General features: G+C 45.8%; 17 protein-coding genes and 7 tRNA genes. All 24 read left to right on the top strand.

All coding sequences use genetic code 11. The features are described 5' to 3' along the window. The first annotated feature begins 241 nt into the window (after nucleotides 1-241). The 24 genes from ACESPQ_RS19550 (at nucleotide 242) to ACESPQ_RS19435 (ending at nucleotide 17,624) form a co-directional block, all read left to right on the top strand. Nucleotides 242-553 carry a stress protein gene (locus ACESPQ_RS19550; RefSeq protein ID WP_109771514.1) on the top strand — a complete coding sequence of 104 codons (312 nt, stop codon included), beginning with the start codon at nucleotides 242-244 and terminating at the stop codon, nucleotides 551-553. 39 nt (nucleotides 554-592) lie between these two features. Beyond that, nucleotides 593-1,639 carry a V-type ATPase subunit gene (locus tag ACESPQ_RS19545; protein WP_373144791.1) on the top strand — a complete coding sequence of 349 codons (1,047 nt, stop codon included), beginning with the start codon at nucleotides 593-595 and terminating at the stop codon, nucleotides 1,637-1,639. A gap of 14 nt (nucleotides 1,640-1,653) precedes the next feature. After that, nucleotides 1,654-3,576 (top strand): V-type ATP synthase subunit I, encoded by a 1,923-nt coding sequence (locus tag ACESPQ_RS19540; RefSeq protein WP_109771513.1) that lies wholly within the window; start codon nucleotides 1,654-1,656, stop codon nucleotides 3,574-3,576. Nucleotides 3,577-3,589: 13 nt separating this feature from the next. Further along, nucleotides 3,590-4,033: an ATP synthase subunit C gene (locus tag ACESPQ_RS19535; protein ID WP_002609959.1), complete on the top strand. Its 444-nt coding sequence runs from the start codon at nucleotides 3,590-3,592 to the stop codon at nucleotides 4,031-4,033. A gap of 19 nt (nucleotides 4,034-4,052) precedes the next feature. Then, a complete protein-coding gene (locus ACESPQ_RS19530; protein ID WP_002609961.1) occupies nucleotides 4,053-4,361 on the top strand; it encodes a V-type ATP synthase subunit F in 309 nt (102 codons plus the stop codon). Between the two features lie 10 nt (nucleotides 4,362-4,371). After that, nucleotides 4,372-4,968 carry a V-type ATP synthase subunit E gene (locus ACESPQ_RS19525; RefSeq protein ID WP_002609962.1) on the top strand — a complete coding sequence of 199 codons (597 nt, stop codon included), beginning with the start codon at nucleotides 4,372-4,374 and terminating at the stop codon, nucleotides 4,966-4,968. A 34-nt stretch (nucleotides 4,969-5,002) separates the two neighbouring features. Continuing rightward, nucleotides 5,003-6,754 (top strand): V-type ATP synthase subunit A, encoded by a 1,752-nt coding sequence (locus ACESPQ_RS19520; protein WP_002609964.1) that lies wholly within the window; start codon nucleotides 5,003-5,005, stop codon nucleotides 6,752-6,754. A 12-nt stretch (nucleotides 6,755-6,766) separates the two neighbouring features. Continuing rightward, complete coding sequence (locus tag ACESPQ_RS19515; RefSeq protein ID WP_118002867.1) at nucleotides 6,767-8,209, top strand: V-type ATP synthase subunit B; 1,443 nt, start codon at nucleotides 6,767-6,769, stop codon at nucleotides 8,207-8,209. 2 nt (nucleotides 8,210-8,211) lie between these two features. After that, the gene (locus ACESPQ_RS19510) at nucleotides 8,212-8,850 is read left to right on the top strand and encodes a V-type ATP synthase subunit D (RefSeq protein WP_002609968.1); all 639 of its coding nucleotides are present in this window, start codon (nucleotides 8,212-8,214) and stop codon (nucleotides 8,848-8,850) included. A 143-nt stretch (nucleotides 8,851-8,993) separates the two neighbouring features. Further along, nucleotides 8,994-9,353: an iron chaperone gene (locus ACESPQ_RS19505; RefSeq protein ID WP_257334890.1), complete on the top strand. Its 360-nt coding sequence runs from the start codon at nucleotides 8,994-8,996 to the stop codon at nucleotides 9,351-9,353. A 183-nt stretch (nucleotides 9,354-9,536) separates the two neighbouring features. After that, nucleotides 9,537-9,613: transfer RNA gene (locus ACESPQ_RS19500), tRNA-Arg, on the top strand. A gap of 7 nt (nucleotides 9,614-9,620) precedes the next feature. Then, nucleotides 9,621-9,697, top strand: a tRNA-Pro gene (locus tag ACESPQ_RS19495). An 18-nt stretch (nucleotides 9,698-9,715) separates the two neighbouring features. Continuing rightward, nucleotides 9,716-9,792 (top strand) — tRNA-Met (locus tag ACESPQ_RS19490). A 12-nt stretch (nucleotides 9,793-9,804) separates the two neighbouring features. Continuing rightward, nucleotides 9,805-9,881: transfer RNA gene (locus ACESPQ_RS19485), tRNA-Ile, on the top strand. 18 nt (nucleotides 9,882-9,899) lie between these two features. After that, nucleotides 9,900-9,990: transfer RNA gene (locus ACESPQ_RS19480), tRNA-Ser, on the top strand. Nucleotides 9,991-10,030: 40 nt separating this feature from the next. Further along, nucleotides 10,031-10,107 (top strand) — tRNA-Met (locus ACESPQ_RS19475). Nucleotides 10,108-10,110: 3 nt separating this feature from the next. Then, nucleotides 10,111-10,186: transfer RNA gene (locus ACESPQ_RS19470), tRNA-Phe, on the top strand. A 515-nt stretch (nucleotides 10,187-10,701) separates the two neighbouring features. Further along, the gene (locus ACESPQ_RS19465) at nucleotides 10,702-12,603 is read left to right on the top strand and encodes a putative bifunctional diguanylate cyclase/phosphodiesterase (protein WP_373144786.1); all 1,902 of its coding nucleotides are present in this window, start codon (nucleotides 10,702-10,704) and stop codon (nucleotides 12,601-12,603) included. 17 nt (nucleotides 12,604-12,620) lie between these two features. Next, the gene (locus ACESPQ_RS19460) at nucleotides 12,621-13,223 is read left to right on the top strand and encodes a 4Fe-4S binding protein (RefSeq protein ID WP_373144784.1); all 603 of its coding nucleotides are present in this window, start codon (nucleotides 12,621-12,623) and stop codon (nucleotides 13,221-13,223) included. Between the two features lie 686 nt (nucleotides 13,224-13,909). Beyond that, nucleotides 13,910-14,692 (top strand): hypothetical protein, encoded by a 783-nt coding sequence (locus ACESPQ_RS19455; RefSeq protein ID WP_002609979.1) that lies wholly within the window; start codon nucleotides 13,910-13,912, stop codon nucleotides 14,690-14,692. Continuing rightward, nucleotides 14,692-14,889 (top strand): hypothetical protein, encoded by a 198-nt coding sequence (locus ACESPQ_RS19450; RefSeq protein WP_002609981.1) that lies wholly within the window; start codon nucleotides 14,692-14,694, stop codon nucleotides 14,887-14,889. Before ACESPQ_RS19455 ends, ACESPQ_RS19450 begins: the two co-directional genes overlap by 1 nt. 17 nt (nucleotides 14,890-14,906) lie before the next feature. Then, on the top strand, nucleotides 14,907-15,275 hold the full coding sequence (locus ACESPQ_RS19445) for a GntR family transcriptional regulator (protein WP_002609983.1): 369 nt from the start codon (nucleotides 14,907-14,909) through the stop codon (nucleotides 15,273-15,275). Then, a complete protein-coding gene (locus ACESPQ_RS19440) occupies nucleotides 15,259-15,957 on the top strand; it encodes an ABC transporter ATP-binding protein (protein ID WP_008817692.1) in 699 nt (232 codons plus the stop codon). The genes ACESPQ_RS19445 and ACESPQ_RS19440 overlap by 17 nt, the downstream gene beginning before the upstream one ends. Nucleotides 15,958-16,436: 479 nt before the next feature. After that, nucleotides 16,437-17,624: a MalY/PatB family protein gene (locus ACESPQ_RS19435; protein ID WP_002609986.1), complete on the top strand. Its 1,188-nt coding sequence runs from the start codon at nucleotides 16,437-16,439 to the stop codon at nucleotides 17,622-17,624. The last annotated feature ends 40 nt before the right edge of the window (nucleotides 17,625-17,664 follow it).

Below are 17,664 nucleotides of genomic sequence, written 5' to 3'. Positions count from 1 at the left end.
GCCGTGTACAGAAAAAGGGGTTTCAGGATAGCTTTGTTTACAAAATTTTCATAAGGTAAAAAATACACAAAAAAAGGCTGGAAAACCGCAATTTTTACAGGGGTTTTACGGAACCGATTTCAGGGAAAAAAGGAGTGAAATCTTTGCTTGCACACCAAAATAAAAAGGTGTATACTTCTAGAAGTTTGGTGAACGGCCAAACGAATCGGTGGTATAATAAGGATAAAGGAGGTGTCGTTTTTTGGAAGAAATCATTCGTAATATTGTAGATGCCGACAAGCAGGCAAGAGCGCGTGTCGAGCAGAAACAGCAGGAACGCCACAATATCCAGAATCTGATACAGGACCAGAGTATGGAAATCAGAGAAAAGTATCGAAAGGAAACAGAAGACTGCATAGCGAAGCAGCGCGAACAGATGGACGCGGATTTACAGAGTGCTATGCAGCAGGAAGAAGCAGTCTATGAGGAATCGCTCCATGCTCTCCAGCAGAAATATGAGGAGCATAAGGAGGAGTGGGTTTCACAGATTGTAAAACGAACGCTGGCGATGTAGCCGTGTGTTCGCCTGTACACGTTGGGAGGTGATGTGTATATGAGTATGGCAGAAGGTGTTATTGTGGCGAAGGCCAGAAGCATGCATGGGGAAGCGCTGAGTGAAGAAATGTATCAGGAGCTGCTGCATAAGAAAAGCGTGGCGGAAATCGCCGGTTACCTGAAGCATGAGACCTCCTATGCCGCTGCCCTGAAGGATGTGCGTGAGAACAATATTCACCGCGGTCAGCTGGAAAGTATCCTGCGACAGGAAATTTTCAAGAAAACCATGAAATTGTACCGTTATGCGGATGCGGCCATGAAGCCGTATTACCGGCTGCATATGCAGCAGATTGAAATTGATTTGATTCTTTCTCGAATCCGGGTACTGATTTCTCAGGAGTATGAAGCTGCTATTGCGGAATTTCCTATCTTTCTAAAGCCGTACACCAGCTTTGATCTGCTGCGGCTGGGAAATGTTCACAGCTACGATGAGCTGCTGGATGTTTTGAAACATACGATGTATTATGCAATACTTCTTCCTTACCGTGTGAAAAAGGGGGAGGAAAATGATATTGATTATACAAAAATCGAAACACAGCTGCAGGTGCAGCATTACACCCATACCTTTCAGGTGATTGACAAGACACTGAAGGGGAAAAGCAGAAAAGCAGTCAAGCAGTATTTTGCAACACAGATCGAGCTTAGCAACATTGAGAAGATCTACCGCTACAAAAAATACTTCAATGCCCGTGAGGATGTCATACGTGAATCCCTGGTACCGGTGCATGAGCATCTGTCCGCCGCCTTTGTGGAAGAGCTGATTGCGCAGCCCAATGCGCGTGCATTTATCAAGCTGCTGCAAAGCAGCACGTATCGTCTGGGGATTGAGGATACGGAGAAGGATTATGTATATATTGAATATTATACCGATTCCTTTCTGTATGCATTGGCGAAGAAGAATATTTACTATTCTCTCGATGCCCCGCTGGTATATTCCAGCTATCTGTATACCGCAGAGCGCGAGCTGGAAAATATCATCAATATTATTGAAGGTGTGCGTTATCACGTATCCATTGAGGATATGCAGCGCATGCTGATTTACTAGAAAGGAGAATGTTCATGGCAATTTCAAAAATGAAACTGGTCAACATCCTTGCGGATAATGAATATCTCAATGATGTACTTTTGAAATTCGTGGAACTGGATTACTTTCATCCGGAACCTGCCAGCAAGTTTGTGGACAGTGTACACGGGCTTACCACACTGAGTGATGAAAACCCGATTACCGATGTGCTGACGCATTTCAATGAAGTGCTGCAGGACATGGATATGACACTTCCGCGAAAGGATGTAAAGAACAGTACGTATGATCTGGAAGGCATCCGCAGCTATATCGACAGTATCCACGAACGCTTTGAAAACGGTGCCGCAATCCGCCGCGAGCTGGAAACTGTTATTCAGGAAAACCGCGATGCGCTGACACAGGTTCGCAATATAGAAAGTATTGATCTGAATCTGGATGATCTGTTTGAGTGCAAATATATCAAGATCCGCTTCGGAAGACTGCCGATCGACAGTGTCGAAAAGCTGCAGTATTACCGCAACCGCCCGTTTGTATTCAAGTCATTCAGTACGGATGACACATACAGCTGGTGTGTATATTTCACAACCGCGAAATACGAGGGAGATGTGGACAATATCTTCTCCTCTCTCTACTTTGAACGAATCCGTATTCCGGAATTTGTTCACGGGAATCCGGTTCAGGCAAAGGAATCACTGCAGGAGGAAATCGACAGCGATCTCAAGCAGCTGCAGCATGTAAATGAAGTAATCGAAGCTTTAAAGGCTGAATGTATTGACAATTTCGCTGACATCAAGGCGGAACTGGAGTTTATAAACCACACCTTTGAAGCCAGAAAATATGTACTGGGCCTTGGTGAGAGATTTTCCATTACAGGTTTTGTGGTTGAAGAAGATGTGCCAAAATTGAAGGAATCATTCTCGAATTTGAAGGAGGTGGAAATCGAAGTCAGGCCTGCCCATAGCGACAAGCGACTTTCGCCTCCGACCAAATTAAAGAATGGGTGGTTTGCCAGGCCCTTCTCGATGTTTGTAGAAATGTATGGCACCCCCGAATATGAAGGAATCGATCCGACGCCCTTTGTAGCGTTTACGTATTCTCTTCTGTTCGGTATCATGTTCGGCGATCTTGGTCAGGGAATCGTCCTGATTCTGGTCGGATATCTGTTCTATAAATGGAAAGGCATGCGTCTTGGGGAAATCGGTATGCGCATCGGTATCTTCTCCAGTATCTTTGGGGTTGTATACGGATCCGTGTTCGGTAACGAGGAGCTGCTGAATCCATTGTATAAGACCGTTTTCGGTCTTTCCGAAAAGCCGGTTGAGGTTATGACCAGCAACTTCATCCCCGTTCTGCTTGTTATGGCAGTGGGGCTGGGGGCTGTTCTGATCATAATCAGCATCGGTATCAATCTGTATCTGCAGATTAAAAACAAAAACTACGGTGAGCTGTTCTTTTCACAAAACGGTATCGCCGGACTTGTCTTTTATATTTCTCTGGTTGGAGGAGGCGCTTATCAGCTGATTAGCGGAACCGGCGTCCTAACCAATCCGGTCTTTGCCATTGTCTTTCTGCTTGTACCGCTGGTACTGATTTTCCTGAAGGAGGCATTGGAGCGGAAAATGGAGAAAAAGGAAATGTTTCCGGACGGCTTTGGAGGCTTCTTTGTGGAGAGCTTCTTCGAGCTGTTTGAAATCTGCCTGTCTTTTATTACCAACACCATCTCCTATCTGCGTGTCGGCGGCTTCGTCTTGTCACATGCCGGTATGATGATGGCCGTTATGCTGATTATGGACATGGCCGGAGGTGCAGGATGGATCGTGATGATCCTCGGGAACATCTTCGTCATGTGTCTGGAGGGTATGATTGTCGGAATCCAGGTGCTTCGTCTGGAATTCTATGAAATGTTCTCCCGTTATTTCACGGGGAACGGAATTGTGTTTAAATCACTGAATGATTAAAGGAGGAACTATCATGTTAAACATGTTTGAACTTTTATTACCGCTTATTCTGATCGCGCTGATTTCTTTACCGCTGGTGAATGTATTCCGTGGAAAGAAGAGCGTGTCAGTAGCAAAACGCCGTATGATTACGCACGTCTGCTTCTTCTTCGCTATCGTACTTGGAACGGTGTTCTTCAGCGCTACAAAGGCGTATGCTGCCGGTGCTGATGATGTCACAATGAAGATGGCCGGCTCCATCGGTCAGGGTCTGGGCTTTATCGCCGCTGCACTTGCGACCGGGCTGTCTGCACTTGGTGCAGGTATTGCCGTAGCTGCCGCTGCTCCTGCCGCAATCGGGGCATTCTCTGAAAACGAAAAGAACTTCGGTAAATCCATGATCTTCGTTGCTTTGGGTGAAGGTGTTGCTATCTACGGTCTTCTGATCTCTATCTTCATTATCTTCATGAAGCTGTAATAACGGGTGGTGATCATTCGTGAAATTCTACCTGCTCAGTGATAACATTGATACCCAGATGGGGATGCGTCTGGCAGGTATCGAAGGGGTGGTCGTCCATGAGCGTCACGAGGTTCTGCAGGAACTGGAGCGTGTGATGCATATGGAGGATGTGGCCATCGTCTTAATGACGACAAAGCTGATTGAAACCTGCCCCGAGGTTATTTCTGAATTAAAACTGAAACAGAAGAAACCGCTGATTGTCGAGATTCCCGACCGTCATGGCTCCGCCAAAATCGGAGAAACCATTGACCGCTACGTATCTGAGGCAATCGGTGTGAAACTATGAGGTGTTTGCTATGCTAGATGACAAAATTAAATTGGAGCAGTACTTTGAGGAAGAGATAAAACGAGTTAGCGACATCGAGATTGCCGGTATTGAACAGGAAATTGATGAAATCCGTAAAAAATCCATGGAGGACCTGGAGCTGGAAGCACAGCGTGAGGCTGGACTTACCAGAGAACAGGAGTTGAAGGAAATGGCCAGTGAGCATGCCATTCGTCTAAGCAAGGCGCATGAGGAAACGAATCGCAGACTTATGAAAAAACGCCGTGAGCTTACCGATGCAGTATTCAGGGCCGCAAAACAGCAGCTGAGGGATTTTGCTGTCAGTAAGGATTATGTGGAGCTTTTGAAGAAAAAAGCTGCCGATCTGGCACAGCTGTCCTATGAACAGGTTGTGTTTTATGTCGCAGACAGAGATCAGGCTGTTTTGAAGGATATTTGTGAGGCGTATGGAAAGCCCTGTGAAGGGAAATGCGATGCAGATATTCTGCTTGGAGGATTTCGCATGGAATGTGAGGAAAAAGGAATTGTTGTAGATGAGACCTTTGACACCGGCATTGATGAACAGAAAGACTGGTTCTATACGAACTCCGGATTGTTTATAAAATAAAGTGCATACGAAACCGTATGATTGAGGTGATAATGTGAGTGAAAATGTTATATATTCCATCAACGGTCCAGTCGTAAAGGTCAAAAATGCAGTCGACTTCTCCATGCTGGAGAAAGTATATGTCGGTCATAAACGTCTGATGGGAGAGGTTATTTCCATCAGCAAAGAGGCAACGACGATTCAGGTGTATGAATCCACAACAGGGTTAAAGCCGGGAGAACCAGTCGAGCCTACGGGCAGTCCGATTTCTGTAACACTGGGGCCTGGTATCCTGCGTAATATCTTTGACGGCATCGAACGTCCGTTGAAGGAAATCGCTAAGGAATCCGGAGCCTTCATTGCGACCGGAAGCGATGTGGCACCGCTGGATGAAGAGGCTTTATGGGATGTGACAGTAAAGGTTTCTGTGGGAGATGAGGTTGTTCCCGGACAGATATTTGCGACGCTTCCGGAAACGGATCTGATCGAACACCGCTGTATGATTCCGCCAACCCTGTATGGAACGGTTGTGGAAGCGGCAGAGAGCGGAAAATACAATATCAACCAATGCATCCTGAAGGTGAAGGATGCAAAGGATAAGCTTCATGAGCTGACGCTGGTACAGAAATGGCCGATCAAGACGGCTCGTCCTGTGGCAGAACGATTGCCGATCAGTGTGCCGTTGATTACCGGGCAGCGTATTTTCGATACGCTGTTCCCGATTGCCAAGGGTGGAACGGCAGCGATTCCGGGCGGCTTTGGTACCGGAAAGACCATGACGCAGCATCAGCTGGCGAAGTGGTGTGATGCCGATATCATCGTCTATGTCGGCTGCGGGGAGCGTGGAAACGAGATGACGCAGGTTCTGGAGGAATTCTCCGAGCTGATCGACCCGAAATCCAACCGTCCGCTGACGGATCGTACCGTACTGATTGCCAATACGTCCAACATGCCGGTTGCAGCTCGTGAGGCGAGTATTTACACCGGTCTGACACTGGCCGAATATTATCGTGATATGGGATATCATGTTGCCATTATGGCGGACTCCACATCACGCTGGGCGGAGGCGCTTCGTGAAATCAGCGGACGTCTGGAGGAAATGCCGGCCGAGGAAGGCTTCCCTGCATATCTGCCAAGCCGTATCTCACAGTTCTATGAGCGTGCCGGTTATATGAAGACACTGAATGATCAGGTGGGGTCGGTATCCATCATCGGTGCCGTATCCCCGCAGGGTTCTGATTTCTCTGAGCCGGTTACCCAGAATACGAAGCGTTTTGTCCGCTGCTTCTGGGCGCTGGATAAGCAGCTGGCCTATGCACGTCACTATTTTGCCATTAACTGGACGGAAAGCTATTCCGAATATGTGACGGATTTGACGAAATGGTACAATAAGAATGTGGATATGCGTTTCCTGCGCAGCCGTCAGGAAATCATGAGTCTGCTGGCAGAGGAAGCGAAGCTGATGGAAATCGTGAAGCTGATCGGTAGTGATGTACTGCCGGAGGATCAAAAGCTGGTCATTGAAATCTGCAAGGTCATCCGGGTAGGATATCTGCAGCAGAATGCGTTCCATAAGGATGATACGTATGTACCTTTACAGAAGCAGCTGAAGATGATGGATGTGATTCTGTATCTGTACAAACGCTGCAAGGATTTGGTAGCACAGGGAAAACCGATGAGTCAGGTTGTGACCTCCGGTATTTTCGATAAGGTTACCAAAATGAAATACGATGTGCCGAATGACCATATCGAGCTGCTGGATGATTATTTCAAGCAGATTGATGCGGCCATCTCACAGGTTGCGTAAGGAGGAAAGTGCATGAGTCTTCAATATGTAGGATTGAGTGAAATTAACGGACCTCTTGTCTTCCTGGATAACGTGGAAAACACCAGCTATGAAGAGATGGTGGAAATCAAATGCGGAGATGGAACGACACGTCTGGGAAGAGTGGTTCAGCTGGAGGGTAAAAAAGCAGCCATCCAGGTATTCGAGGGAACCAATGGAATCTCTTTAAAAAATACAAAAACAAAATTCATGGGAAAGCCGATGGAGCTTGCCCTGTCGCGTGAAATGCTGGGACGTACCTTTAACGGAAGCGGGCAGCCAATCGACGGTCTGGGTGAAATCTATGCGGAGAAGAGTGCGGATATCAACGGACAGCCGTTGAATCCGGTTTCCCGTGTGTATCCAAGAAACTATATCAATACCGGTATCTCCAGTATCGATGCCCTGACGACTTTGATCCGCGGGCAGAAGCTTCCGATTTTCTCCGGCTCCGGTATGCCGCACAATGAGCTTGCTGTTCAGCTTGTTAAGCAGGCGAAGATATCGGAGGGGGACGGTAAGAATTTCTGTATCGTCTTTGCGGCAATGGGGGTCAAAAATGACGTTGCCGATTACTTTAAGCGTTCCTTTGAGGAAGCTGGGGTTATGGAAAAGGTTGTTATGTTTATCAATTTATCCAATGATCCGATTATTGAGCGTACGCTGACACCGCGTTGTGCCTTGACCGCTGCGGAGTATCTGGCATATGAGCAGGATATGCATGTACTGGTTATTCTGACGGATATCACATCCTATTGTGAGGCGCTACGTGAATTCTCCAGCAGTAAGGGGGAGATTCCGGGGCGTAAAGGATATCCGGGGTATCTGTATTCTGATTTGGCTTCGCTGTATGAAAGAGCAGGTATCGTCAAGGGAGCGGGAGGATCTGTAACACAGATTCCAATCCTGACCATGCCGAATGATGATATCACCCACCCGATTCCTGACCTTACGGGTTATATTACCGAGGGACAGATCGTACTGGATCGTAATCTGAATCAGATGGGCGTATATCCGCCGGTTGGTGTTTTGCCTTCTTTGTCACGTCTGATGAAGGATGGCATCGGTGAAGGCTTTACAAGAAAGGATCATTCAGATGTTTCCAACCAGCTGTTTGCAGCCTATGCAAAGGTGCAGGATGCCAGAAGTCTGGCTTCTGTTATCGGTGAGGATGAGCTGAGTGATGTCGACAAGCAGTATATGTCCTTTGGTACATTATTTGAGGAGTATTTCCTGAATCAGGGATTTGATGATAACCGCAGTATTGAGGAAACGCTGGATCTGGGCTGGGATCTGCTCAGTGTCCTGCCGCGTGCAGAGCTTGATCGTGTAGATAACGAGGTTCTTGAAGTGTACTACGATCATGAACGTGCGGTGAAACGCTTTGGGCTGAAGAGTGGACCTATCATCAAGGAACTGGCATCTCAGGGTAACTGATTATGGCTAATAAACAGGTGTTTCCAACCAAAGGAAATCTGATTGCGACAAAGAAATCAAACGATCTGGCTCATATGGGCTATGAATTGATGGATCGGAAACGAAATATCCTGACGCGCGAAATGATGTCGCTGCTGGATGATGTAAAGCTTCTGCGTGATAAAATTACCATTACCTATCAGAAGGCTTACTATGCCTTACAGCAGGCGAATATGTCCCTAGGTGTCATCAGTGATATGGTGGAAGCAGTGCCGGTGGATACCGGTATTCAAATCAGCTATCGAAGTGTTATGGGTGTGGAGATTCCAAAAATTCAATATGAAAAGCAGGAGTATAAGCTGACATACGGCTTGGATCATGCAAATTCCAAGCTGGATTATGCCTACCGCTGTTTCTATAAGGTTAAGGAAATGACGGTGATTCTGGCAGAGGTGGAGAACAGTGTCTATCGTCTTGCGAATGCAATCCGTAAGGCGCAGAAGCGTGCCAATGCTTTGAAGAATATCGTCATTCCGGATTTTGAACATAATATCAAGTTCATAACGGATGCACTTGAGGAAAAGGAGCGGGAGGAGTTTTCCCGTCAGAAGGTCATCAAGGCAACCAAGGATCGAAGAAAAGCTGAAGAGTCCGCAACTTAGCGGCTCTTTTTTTTGATGCTGTGCTATACTAGAGATAGAGATAGAGATAGAGATAGAGATAGAGATAGAGATAGAGATAGAGATAGAGATAGAGATAGAGATAGAGGTATAAGGAAACGTGTTCATGTAAAGGAGAGGAATATATGGTAAAGACTACGTATCGGACAATACAGGACTATGTACAGGGATGTGATGAGGAATATCGCGGCCGCATACATGACATACTTTCAATATGCAGAGAGCTGGTGCCGGATGCAGAGGAGAAAATCAGCTGGGGATTGCCAACATTTCTGTATCATGGGTATCTGGTGCAGGTGGGGCAGTGCAAGGGCTATATCGGCTTCTATCCGGGCGATGATGCTATTCGTGAATTTCAGGAGGAGCTTGCTTCCTATAAATGTACTAAAACAGCAATTCATCTGCCTCTGCATGAAAAACTGCCGCTTGCTTTGATTCGCAGAATACTGATTTTTTGTAAAGAATATAATGAGACACACGATTAATCCTGCAAAAGGGGGGGAAAGCAATCGGAGAAAAAGGCACAAGTCCTTTATTTATAAGGCTATTTTGCATCTGTATAAAAAAAACGAAAAAAATTCAAAAAAAGTCTTGCATAAATGGTCTTTCTGTTGTATTATATATGAGCGCTGATGAGAACAGCGTGATGATAGAAAACGAAAAACGATGCGCCCATAGCTCAACTGGATAGAGCGTTTGACTACGGATCAAAAGGTTGTGGGTTCGATTCCTGCTGGGCGCGCCATTTATTTCGGGATGTAGCACAGCTTGGTAGTGCACTTGATTTGGGATCAAGGGGTCGCAGGTTCAAATCCTGTCATCCCGACCATTGTAAAATTGTAAACACGGCTGGGTAGCTTAGTTGGCTAGAGCATCCGGTTCATACCCGGAAGGTCGCGAGTTCGAGTCTCGCCCCCGCCACCAATTTTGCTAATTGGACCCTTAGCTCAGTTGGTCAGAGCATCCGGCTCATAACCGGTGGGTCGTAGGTTCGAGTCCTACAGGGTCCACCATTATGTTACCGAACATCTGGAGGAATACCCAAGTGGTTGAAGGGTCCGGTCTTGAAAACCGGTAGGTCGGGAAACTGGCGCCTGGGTTCGAATCCCAGTTCCTCCGCCATTTAAATCTTCAACAAAAAAAAGAATAGCTCATTAAACATCGCGGGGTAGAGCAGCCTGGTAGCTCGTCGGGCTCATAACCCGGAGGTCGTTGGTTCAAATCCTTCCCCCGCAACCAAATGGTCCCGTAGCTCAGTCGGTAGAGCAATGGACTGAAAATCCATGTGTCGTTGGTTCGATTCCGACCGGGACCACCATTTGACGAAATGTAACCACTCAGAAATGAGTGGTTTTTTCTATGCTCTGCGGGGAAGGTGCCTTGATTCGAATAGGCTGCTCTTATTCAGCGGCGGAGGAGCTGGGATGTTATCCGTTCACCTTCCGGTTTTCGACAGGGGATTCCTCATGATGGGCAAATATTGCGGGGCGAGGCGTTTCACACGCGATAGCTTAACGATATATGGGTAACAGAGGAGGTTGTAGCCTGCGTGAGAAGCTGTGCGGTAAAATTACCATAGACAGCGACCATGAAAAACGTTCCATATGTGAAAGGTGTACACTTTTCTTACACAGTCCCTTTCCGAATTGCAATAGAATGGTAGCTCTTACATTGATTAACACACAGAAAGCGTATATAATGGTGTTATAAATTACATATGCAGGTTTGCAATCAGCCCGTTTCGATTATGATGTATTCTGTCATGATACGAAGCAGCGGCATAGCTCTACCTTCATTCCTGCAGCTGTTGAACTACATGAAAGAAGGTACCTTATGAAAAAAGGCTGGTTGTTTTCTCTGCTCGGAATTTTTTTATGTCTTATACTACTTGGCGGAGTCACCATCAATTCCATATATCGTGTCCAGCGACATGGACGCCTGATCAATTATACCGGAATCGTGCGCGGAGCTTCTCAGAAACTCGTGAAAATGGAGCTTAATGATATTCATGGGGATGACTTAATAGTGTATATTGATGATATTGTGAACAGCCTTTGTACCGGACGCGGTGCTTATGACCTGCCTTTGCCGGACGATGCTGACTATCTTGACGAGCTGCATCAAACAAAGGAAGCGTGGGAACAGCTGAAACAGCAAATCTATGCTGTCAGAACAAGCAGGAATGATCAAAACGTGAAGCATCAGCTGCTACAGGACAGTGAGGATTTCTTTCAGACAACCAATGATATGGTCTTCGCTGCAGAATCCTTTACCGAGCAGCATGCAAAGCGCCTGATGCTGCTGGATATTATCATGTTTTTGAGTGTGCTCGCTTTATGGGTTTTTATTTTCATAACAAATATTCGTAAAATACTCCGTTTGGAAACCACAAACAGACAGCTGAAGGATACGGCGGGAAGAGACACCCTAACCAAAGCCTATACACTTGAATATTTCATCACACGCGCAGAACAGCTTATGAAAAGCAATACGAATTTTAAATACGCACTGTTCTATGTGGATTTTTCGGATTTCAAATATATCAATGATGTTTTCGGTTATGCGAACGGAGACAATCTGTTGAAGCACTATGCGGCGCTGCTGATAAAGGATAAGGAGCATGATGAGCTGGTAGGACGCATCAATGCGGATAATTTTATCATTTTCCGTCATTATAACAGCAGAGCTGAGCTGACAAAACGGCAGTCTGCCGTGGATTCTGCTATTCGTGACTATATGCGCTCTCATCTTGACAGACAGGCGCTCAGTATTTGCTGCGGTATCTGCTGTCTGGAGGATGTCGATGAAAAGCTGAATCTGAATGAATTGCTGAACCGTGCCAATTTTGCGAGAAAAATGGTGAAAAACGGACATGAATTAAACAATTACTGCTTTTATGATGAAAGCATCCGGCAGCATTTACTGGAAGAAAAGTCGATAGAAAGCGGTATGGAGGAAGCTTTGAGTAGCCGCCAGTTTGAAGTGTTTTACCAGCCGAAGGTTTGTATGCGAACCGCAGAGATTGCAGGCTCGGAAGCACTGGTGCGCTGGCGTACGCAAAAGGGCACGTTGCTGATGCCGGATCAGTTTATCCCTGTCTTTGAAAAAAATCGTACCATCCCTCAGCTGGATCAATATGTATTCGAATCCGTTTGTGTGTGGTTGCGAAAGCTTCTGGATGAGGGTAAGCCGATGCTTCCTGTATCTATCAATGTTTCACGTCTGCAGTTCTGCAATATGGATTTTGTAGAGACCTATGCAGGCATAAAAAAGAGCTATGCCATTCCCGACGGCCTACTGGAAATTGAATTTACAGAATCCGTCATGTTTGACAACTGGGAGAGGCTGACCTCCATTGTGGATCAGCTGCATTCCTGTGGCTTTGCATGCTCCATTGATGATTTCGGGAAGGGCTATTCTTCTCTGGGAATGTTTAAAAATCTGAATGTGGATGTATTGAAAATTGATGCGCTGTTTTTCCATAATCTGGAGACAGAGGAAAAGGATCGGCTGCTGGTTGAAAGCATCATTCAGCTTGTACGGCAGTTTGGTGTGAAAACAGTGGCAGAGGGGATTGAAACCAGGGAACAGATTGAAATTCTAAAGCATATGCGCTGTGATTATATTCAGGGCTATGTTTACTATAAGCCAATGCCGCAAAAGGAATATGAAAAGCTGCTGTTGCAGTTGTTTCCTCTTTGCGCACAAGAAGCGGTAACGGTGTGTCCGGTTTGAAGATAGGAGGAATGCATATGCAGGCTGGAGATTGTTTGCAAATTCTGCGTGAGATAAAGGATGTTTCCTTTGCGAGCGTTGATGAACAGGGGAATCCGCAGGTCAGAATCATTGATGTTATGCTTGTAGAGGATGAAAAGCTGTATTTCTGTACTTCAAGAGGGAAGGATTTTCACAGGCAGCTGCTTCAGCATCCGCAAATCGCGATTACCGGAATGAACAGCGCGTATCAGATGGTGCGCCTGCAGGGGCGCTCGATTCGTCTGTCACAGCAGGAGTATTGGATTCATATTTTTGATGAAAACCCGTCTATGAAGGACGTCTATCCCGGTAATTCGTTCAGCATACTGGATGCCTTTGTGGTTTGTGATGCACAGCTTGAATTCTTTGATCTTGGAAGACAGCCGATCGAACGCCGATATTTTACAATCGGAGAAGCATCGATGCCGAAAAAGGGGTTTATGATACAGGAGAGCTGTATCCAATGCGGAAGCTGTATTCGCCATTGTCCGCAGCAGTGCATTGTGTGTGGGGAACCCTGCCATATCCGGCAGAACAATTGCCTGCATTGCGGTCTGTGCGCAGAGGTTTGTCCAGTTCATGCGATCATCAGAAGATAAAGGCAACTCCTGTTTCTGTTGCAATGAGAAAAATGTGTGAATTTGCATGAGAATCAGGGTTAAGAAAAATGTAGTTGTCATGCAGCAATGAAGCAGTTTCATCATTTACTGCTGTTCTCATTCATTAAGCACGGATAACAGCAGATTATTCTTAAAAAAATCAGGTTTTTTCCTGATATATGTGACATCTGTGTGATAATGTGCTATGATATTACTATCGCCGCTGTTATTTCAAATAGAAAGAGATACCTAGGCAAAGGAAGCGGCAGTCATCCGAAAGGATGACTTTTTTCGTTTGCAGGGGGATTCACCTGTCCGTTCGCCTTTTATAAAAAATAGGAATCGTTCAGAGCTATCCGGATCGAGAACGGTAAGCTGCAGTATTAGCAGAGGGAAAAGAATCAAGTGTACGGGCTTGTAGAAAATAATGCACCTGATCTTTTCTATTAGCAGATTATCCAAATGTGTATCCCTGTCTGACTGCCCTGAATCGGTTGTCCTATAAATAGCCATGATGAAAGAAGCATACAGCAGGATAGGACTTATTTATATGGGAAGTGATTGCTGGCGACCTTAATTTCGATAAATATTTCTATGTATTGCTTGACAATTCTTTCTCGATACTGTACTATTGTATTAGATGGTTAATACAGTGATACACAAACCATTTACGAGGGAGGAATTATATGTTCTGGAAATTATGCAAGCATGAGCTGAAATGCTCATATCGAAGCTTTCTTGTTTTATATGCCATCGTCATGGTGGCGGCACTTCTGATGAATCCTAGGAATGAGGGAATGATAACCAACATTGCAGCAATTGTCTATATTATCATGAGTGTGGTTATGTTCATCATGTGTGTTGTCGTCATTATTAAGAATTACAGCAATTCGATGTTCTCCAGGAATTCGTATCTGACGCATACCCTGCCTGTCACAAGCACACAGCTGCTGTTGACAAAAATTCTGAGTGCGGTGTTCTGGATCATTGTTTCCGTGTTTGTCCTGTTTCTGTCGATGCTGATTATCGGTCTGCGTGTCAGCGGCTTTGATTTTTCAGCTATTACAGAGACGCTGCAGCAATTCTTCAGCACCGTGATTGCAGTGGATTCCCTGCTGTATCTGTTCTATATGATTGTCGGTACGGCAGAATCCGTGGCCTTGGTCTATCTGGTTATGAATATAACGCATACCACCTATGTACCGCGATATCGCACGGCAGTTGCCATTCTGCTTTATATTCTGATATCCTGGATACTCAGCTTTGTGTTTGATCGGATATTGCTTGCTCCGTTTCATCTTGCCTCCGATGATTTTGCCGGCACGATCATGGGGATGTTTATGGGAATGCAGGTGGAATACCAGTTCATGGCAGGTGTGGGCATTATGATTGTGAAATCCCTGCTGCTTCTCAGCCTGTTCTTCTTCGGAAGCAAATATATCCTGGATCATAAACTGGAAATAGAATGATGAATGACCTGAAGGAGAGAGCACTGATCATACTGATTATTCTGCTATTCTCGTTCTGGTATGTATTTACCGGATATCTGCTGCTGGATTATTTCAGAATCGGATGGCCAATCTATATCGTAGGAGCACTGCTGCTGGGAATTATCATCATAGCAGTGCTGCAAACAGTGAAACGAATGAAAAACGGAGAGTATTAGGAAGGAAGTGAACCTGCATGAATTTTGATTCCAAGATGCCGATCTATCTGCAGATTATGGATGAAATAAAGCGATGGATCGTTACAGATGTATATCAGCCTTCTCAGAAAATTCCTTCTGTCCGTGAACTGGCTGTGGAATTTGGTGTCAATCCGAATACGGTACAGCGTGCGCTGAGTGAACTGGAGCGCAGCGGTCTAGTGGCGAGTGAACGCACGAGTGGCAGATTTATCTGCAACGATACAGAAATGATACGGAAACTAAAGGAAGATGTAATCTGTAGAAAAACAGACATGTTTATTGAAGAAATCCGTCAATACGGATGTGATGATGAAGCCATCATCGCCACAGTGGAAGAGAGGTTGCACAATGGAAAAGCTGATTGAAATAAGCGGGCTTAGCAAAGCCTATGGGAAAAAGCAGGCCCTGCATAATGTGGATATGGTTTTTGAGGGAGGGCAGATCATCGGTCTGCTCGGTCCTAACGGAAGTGGAAAGACAACGCTTTTAAAGGTTATGACCGGACTGCTGAAGGATTATGACGGTGTCGTAAAAATCGATGGAACATGCATCGGGGCAGAGACGAAGGCGATGGTGTCCTATCTGCCGGATGAGCCGTATTTCTCAGACTGGATGAAGGTGAAGGATGCACTGGCTATTTTTGTCGATATGTATGCGGATTTTGATCTGGATAAATGCCTGACGATTATGCGGCGTTTTCAAATTGATGATGGAATGCGCATCAAGACGATGTCTAAGGGGACAAAGGAAAAGTTTCAGCTGGCTCTGGTAATGAGTCGCAAGGCAAAGATCATCGTACTGGATGAGCCGATTGGCGGTGTCGATCCAGCCGCAAGGGAAGTGATTCTGGATACAATTCTGGAAAATTATTCTCCGGAGCAGACGATTCTTATCGCAACGCATCTGATTGCGGATATCGAACGTATCTTCAGTACAGTTGTCTTCATCAAAAACGGACAGATTGTCTTGAACAGTGAAGTAGAGGATGTGCGTCAGGAAACAGGAAAATCCATTGATGAACTGTTCCGTGAAGAATTCCGTTACTAAATAGTTGCTTGCTTTTCAACCATACAGGTATCAAGGAGATTTCCATCTGCGCTTTTCATTCAGCGAAATGGGAATCTTTTTTTATTTTGCGACCTGCCTGTATATAATATGTACAGCAGCTATGTCTGAAGCGGTGACTATGCCCGTATGCACTATCGGGCATATACGGTTGCGTATCACATGGAAGGCACGGTAGGTTATTGGACCATGGCTCGTACAAGCAGTATACACAGGCAAAAAGCTTAGCACATTATGCGATTGTCCTGCATTGCTGTATATGAAGAAGAGGGTACGATGAAGGCATCATGCAATTATAAAACTTCAAAACATCCTTCAGTATGCGATTGTTTGCACAGCATTGCAGACACAGCTTCGAAAAAGTGGGAAAATCCACAGTATTTTCTCTGTTCAAGGGCTTTTAAACACGATATAATAATGCAGTATGAGAGTACATGATTGATCTTGTTTGGGAGGTACATATGAAATATGATTTTGATACGGTTCTGTCGAGAACGGGAACCGGATGTATCAAATGGGATAAGCCCTTTGCCTGCAGTGATGAACAGACGGTGCTGTCTCTATGGGTGGCGGACATGGATTTTCCCTGCAGCACAGAGATACAGGAGGCCCTGCACCGTCGTGTGGAGGAACAGATTTACGGATACTCCTGCGGCTTTGATGATGCATACAGAAACAGTGTAACTGGATGGTTTCAGCGTCGCTTTCAATGGACGATTGCGGCAGATTCCATCTTTTATGCAGGGGGAGTCGTTCCAGCTATCGCCTATCTTTTGGAAATTCTGAGTGAGGAGGGTGACAGCATACTGATTCAGCCGCCGGTATATTATCCGTTTCGCAATAAGATTCTGGCAACCAGGCGCTGTGTTGTGGAAAGTCCCCTGTGCAATACGGATGGAGTCTACACGATTGACTTTGCGGATTTAGAGGAAAAGCTGGCTGCGGATGAGGTAAAGGGAATGATTTTGTGTTCTCCGCATAATCCGGTAGGCCGGGTATGGTCAAAAGAAGAGCTGCAGCAGGTGGCTGATCTTGCGCATACCTATGGAAAATGGATCATCAGTGATGAAATTCACTGTGATCTGATACGGGAGGGGATTCATCATATCCCGCTGCATACGCTGGTTCCGGAATATAAGGATGAAATCATCGTCTGTACAGCGCCCAGCAAAAGCTTTAATCTGGCAGGTCTGCAAAACAGCAATATCATCATCACAAAGCCGGAATATCAGCAGCGCTGGAAGGAGTTTGTCGGAAACCGACTGTCTTTGAACAGCTGCAATTCCTTTGCATTAGCGGCAACGAAGGCGGCATATAATGAAAGTGAAGACTGGTTGAATCAGGTGAATTCCTATATCGATCAGAATATTCGCTATGCATGTGACTATCTGGTAAAAGAGCTGCCGCAGGCTGTTGTTTCCCCCTGTGAGGGAACCTATCTGTTGTGGGTGGATGTCCGTGCGTACTGTCCTGACGAGAGGCAGCTCGAGAAGCGGATGCGACAGCAGTCTCTGATTTTGGATGAAGGCTATCTGTTCGGTGCGCAGGGAAAGGGCTTTGAGCGTATCAATATGGCTGCACCGCGTTCACTGATTGAAGAATGCATGCGCCGGTTTGTCAAAGCGGTGTCGGGGGAAGCTATAGAATAAATAGAAAAAGAGCAGCTGCTTTCTGCGAGGGAGGCTGCTG

Source organism: Clostridium sp. HGF2, from assembly GCF_964240115.1.
Classification (GTDB): domain Bacteria; phylum Bacillota_I; class Bacilli_A; order Erysipelotrichales; family Erysipelotrichaceae; genus Clostridium_AQ; species Clostridium_AQ innocuum.
The sequence above is the reverse complement of the archived record's forward strand: the minus strand, read 5'-3'. Positions and strand labels throughout refer to the sequence as shown.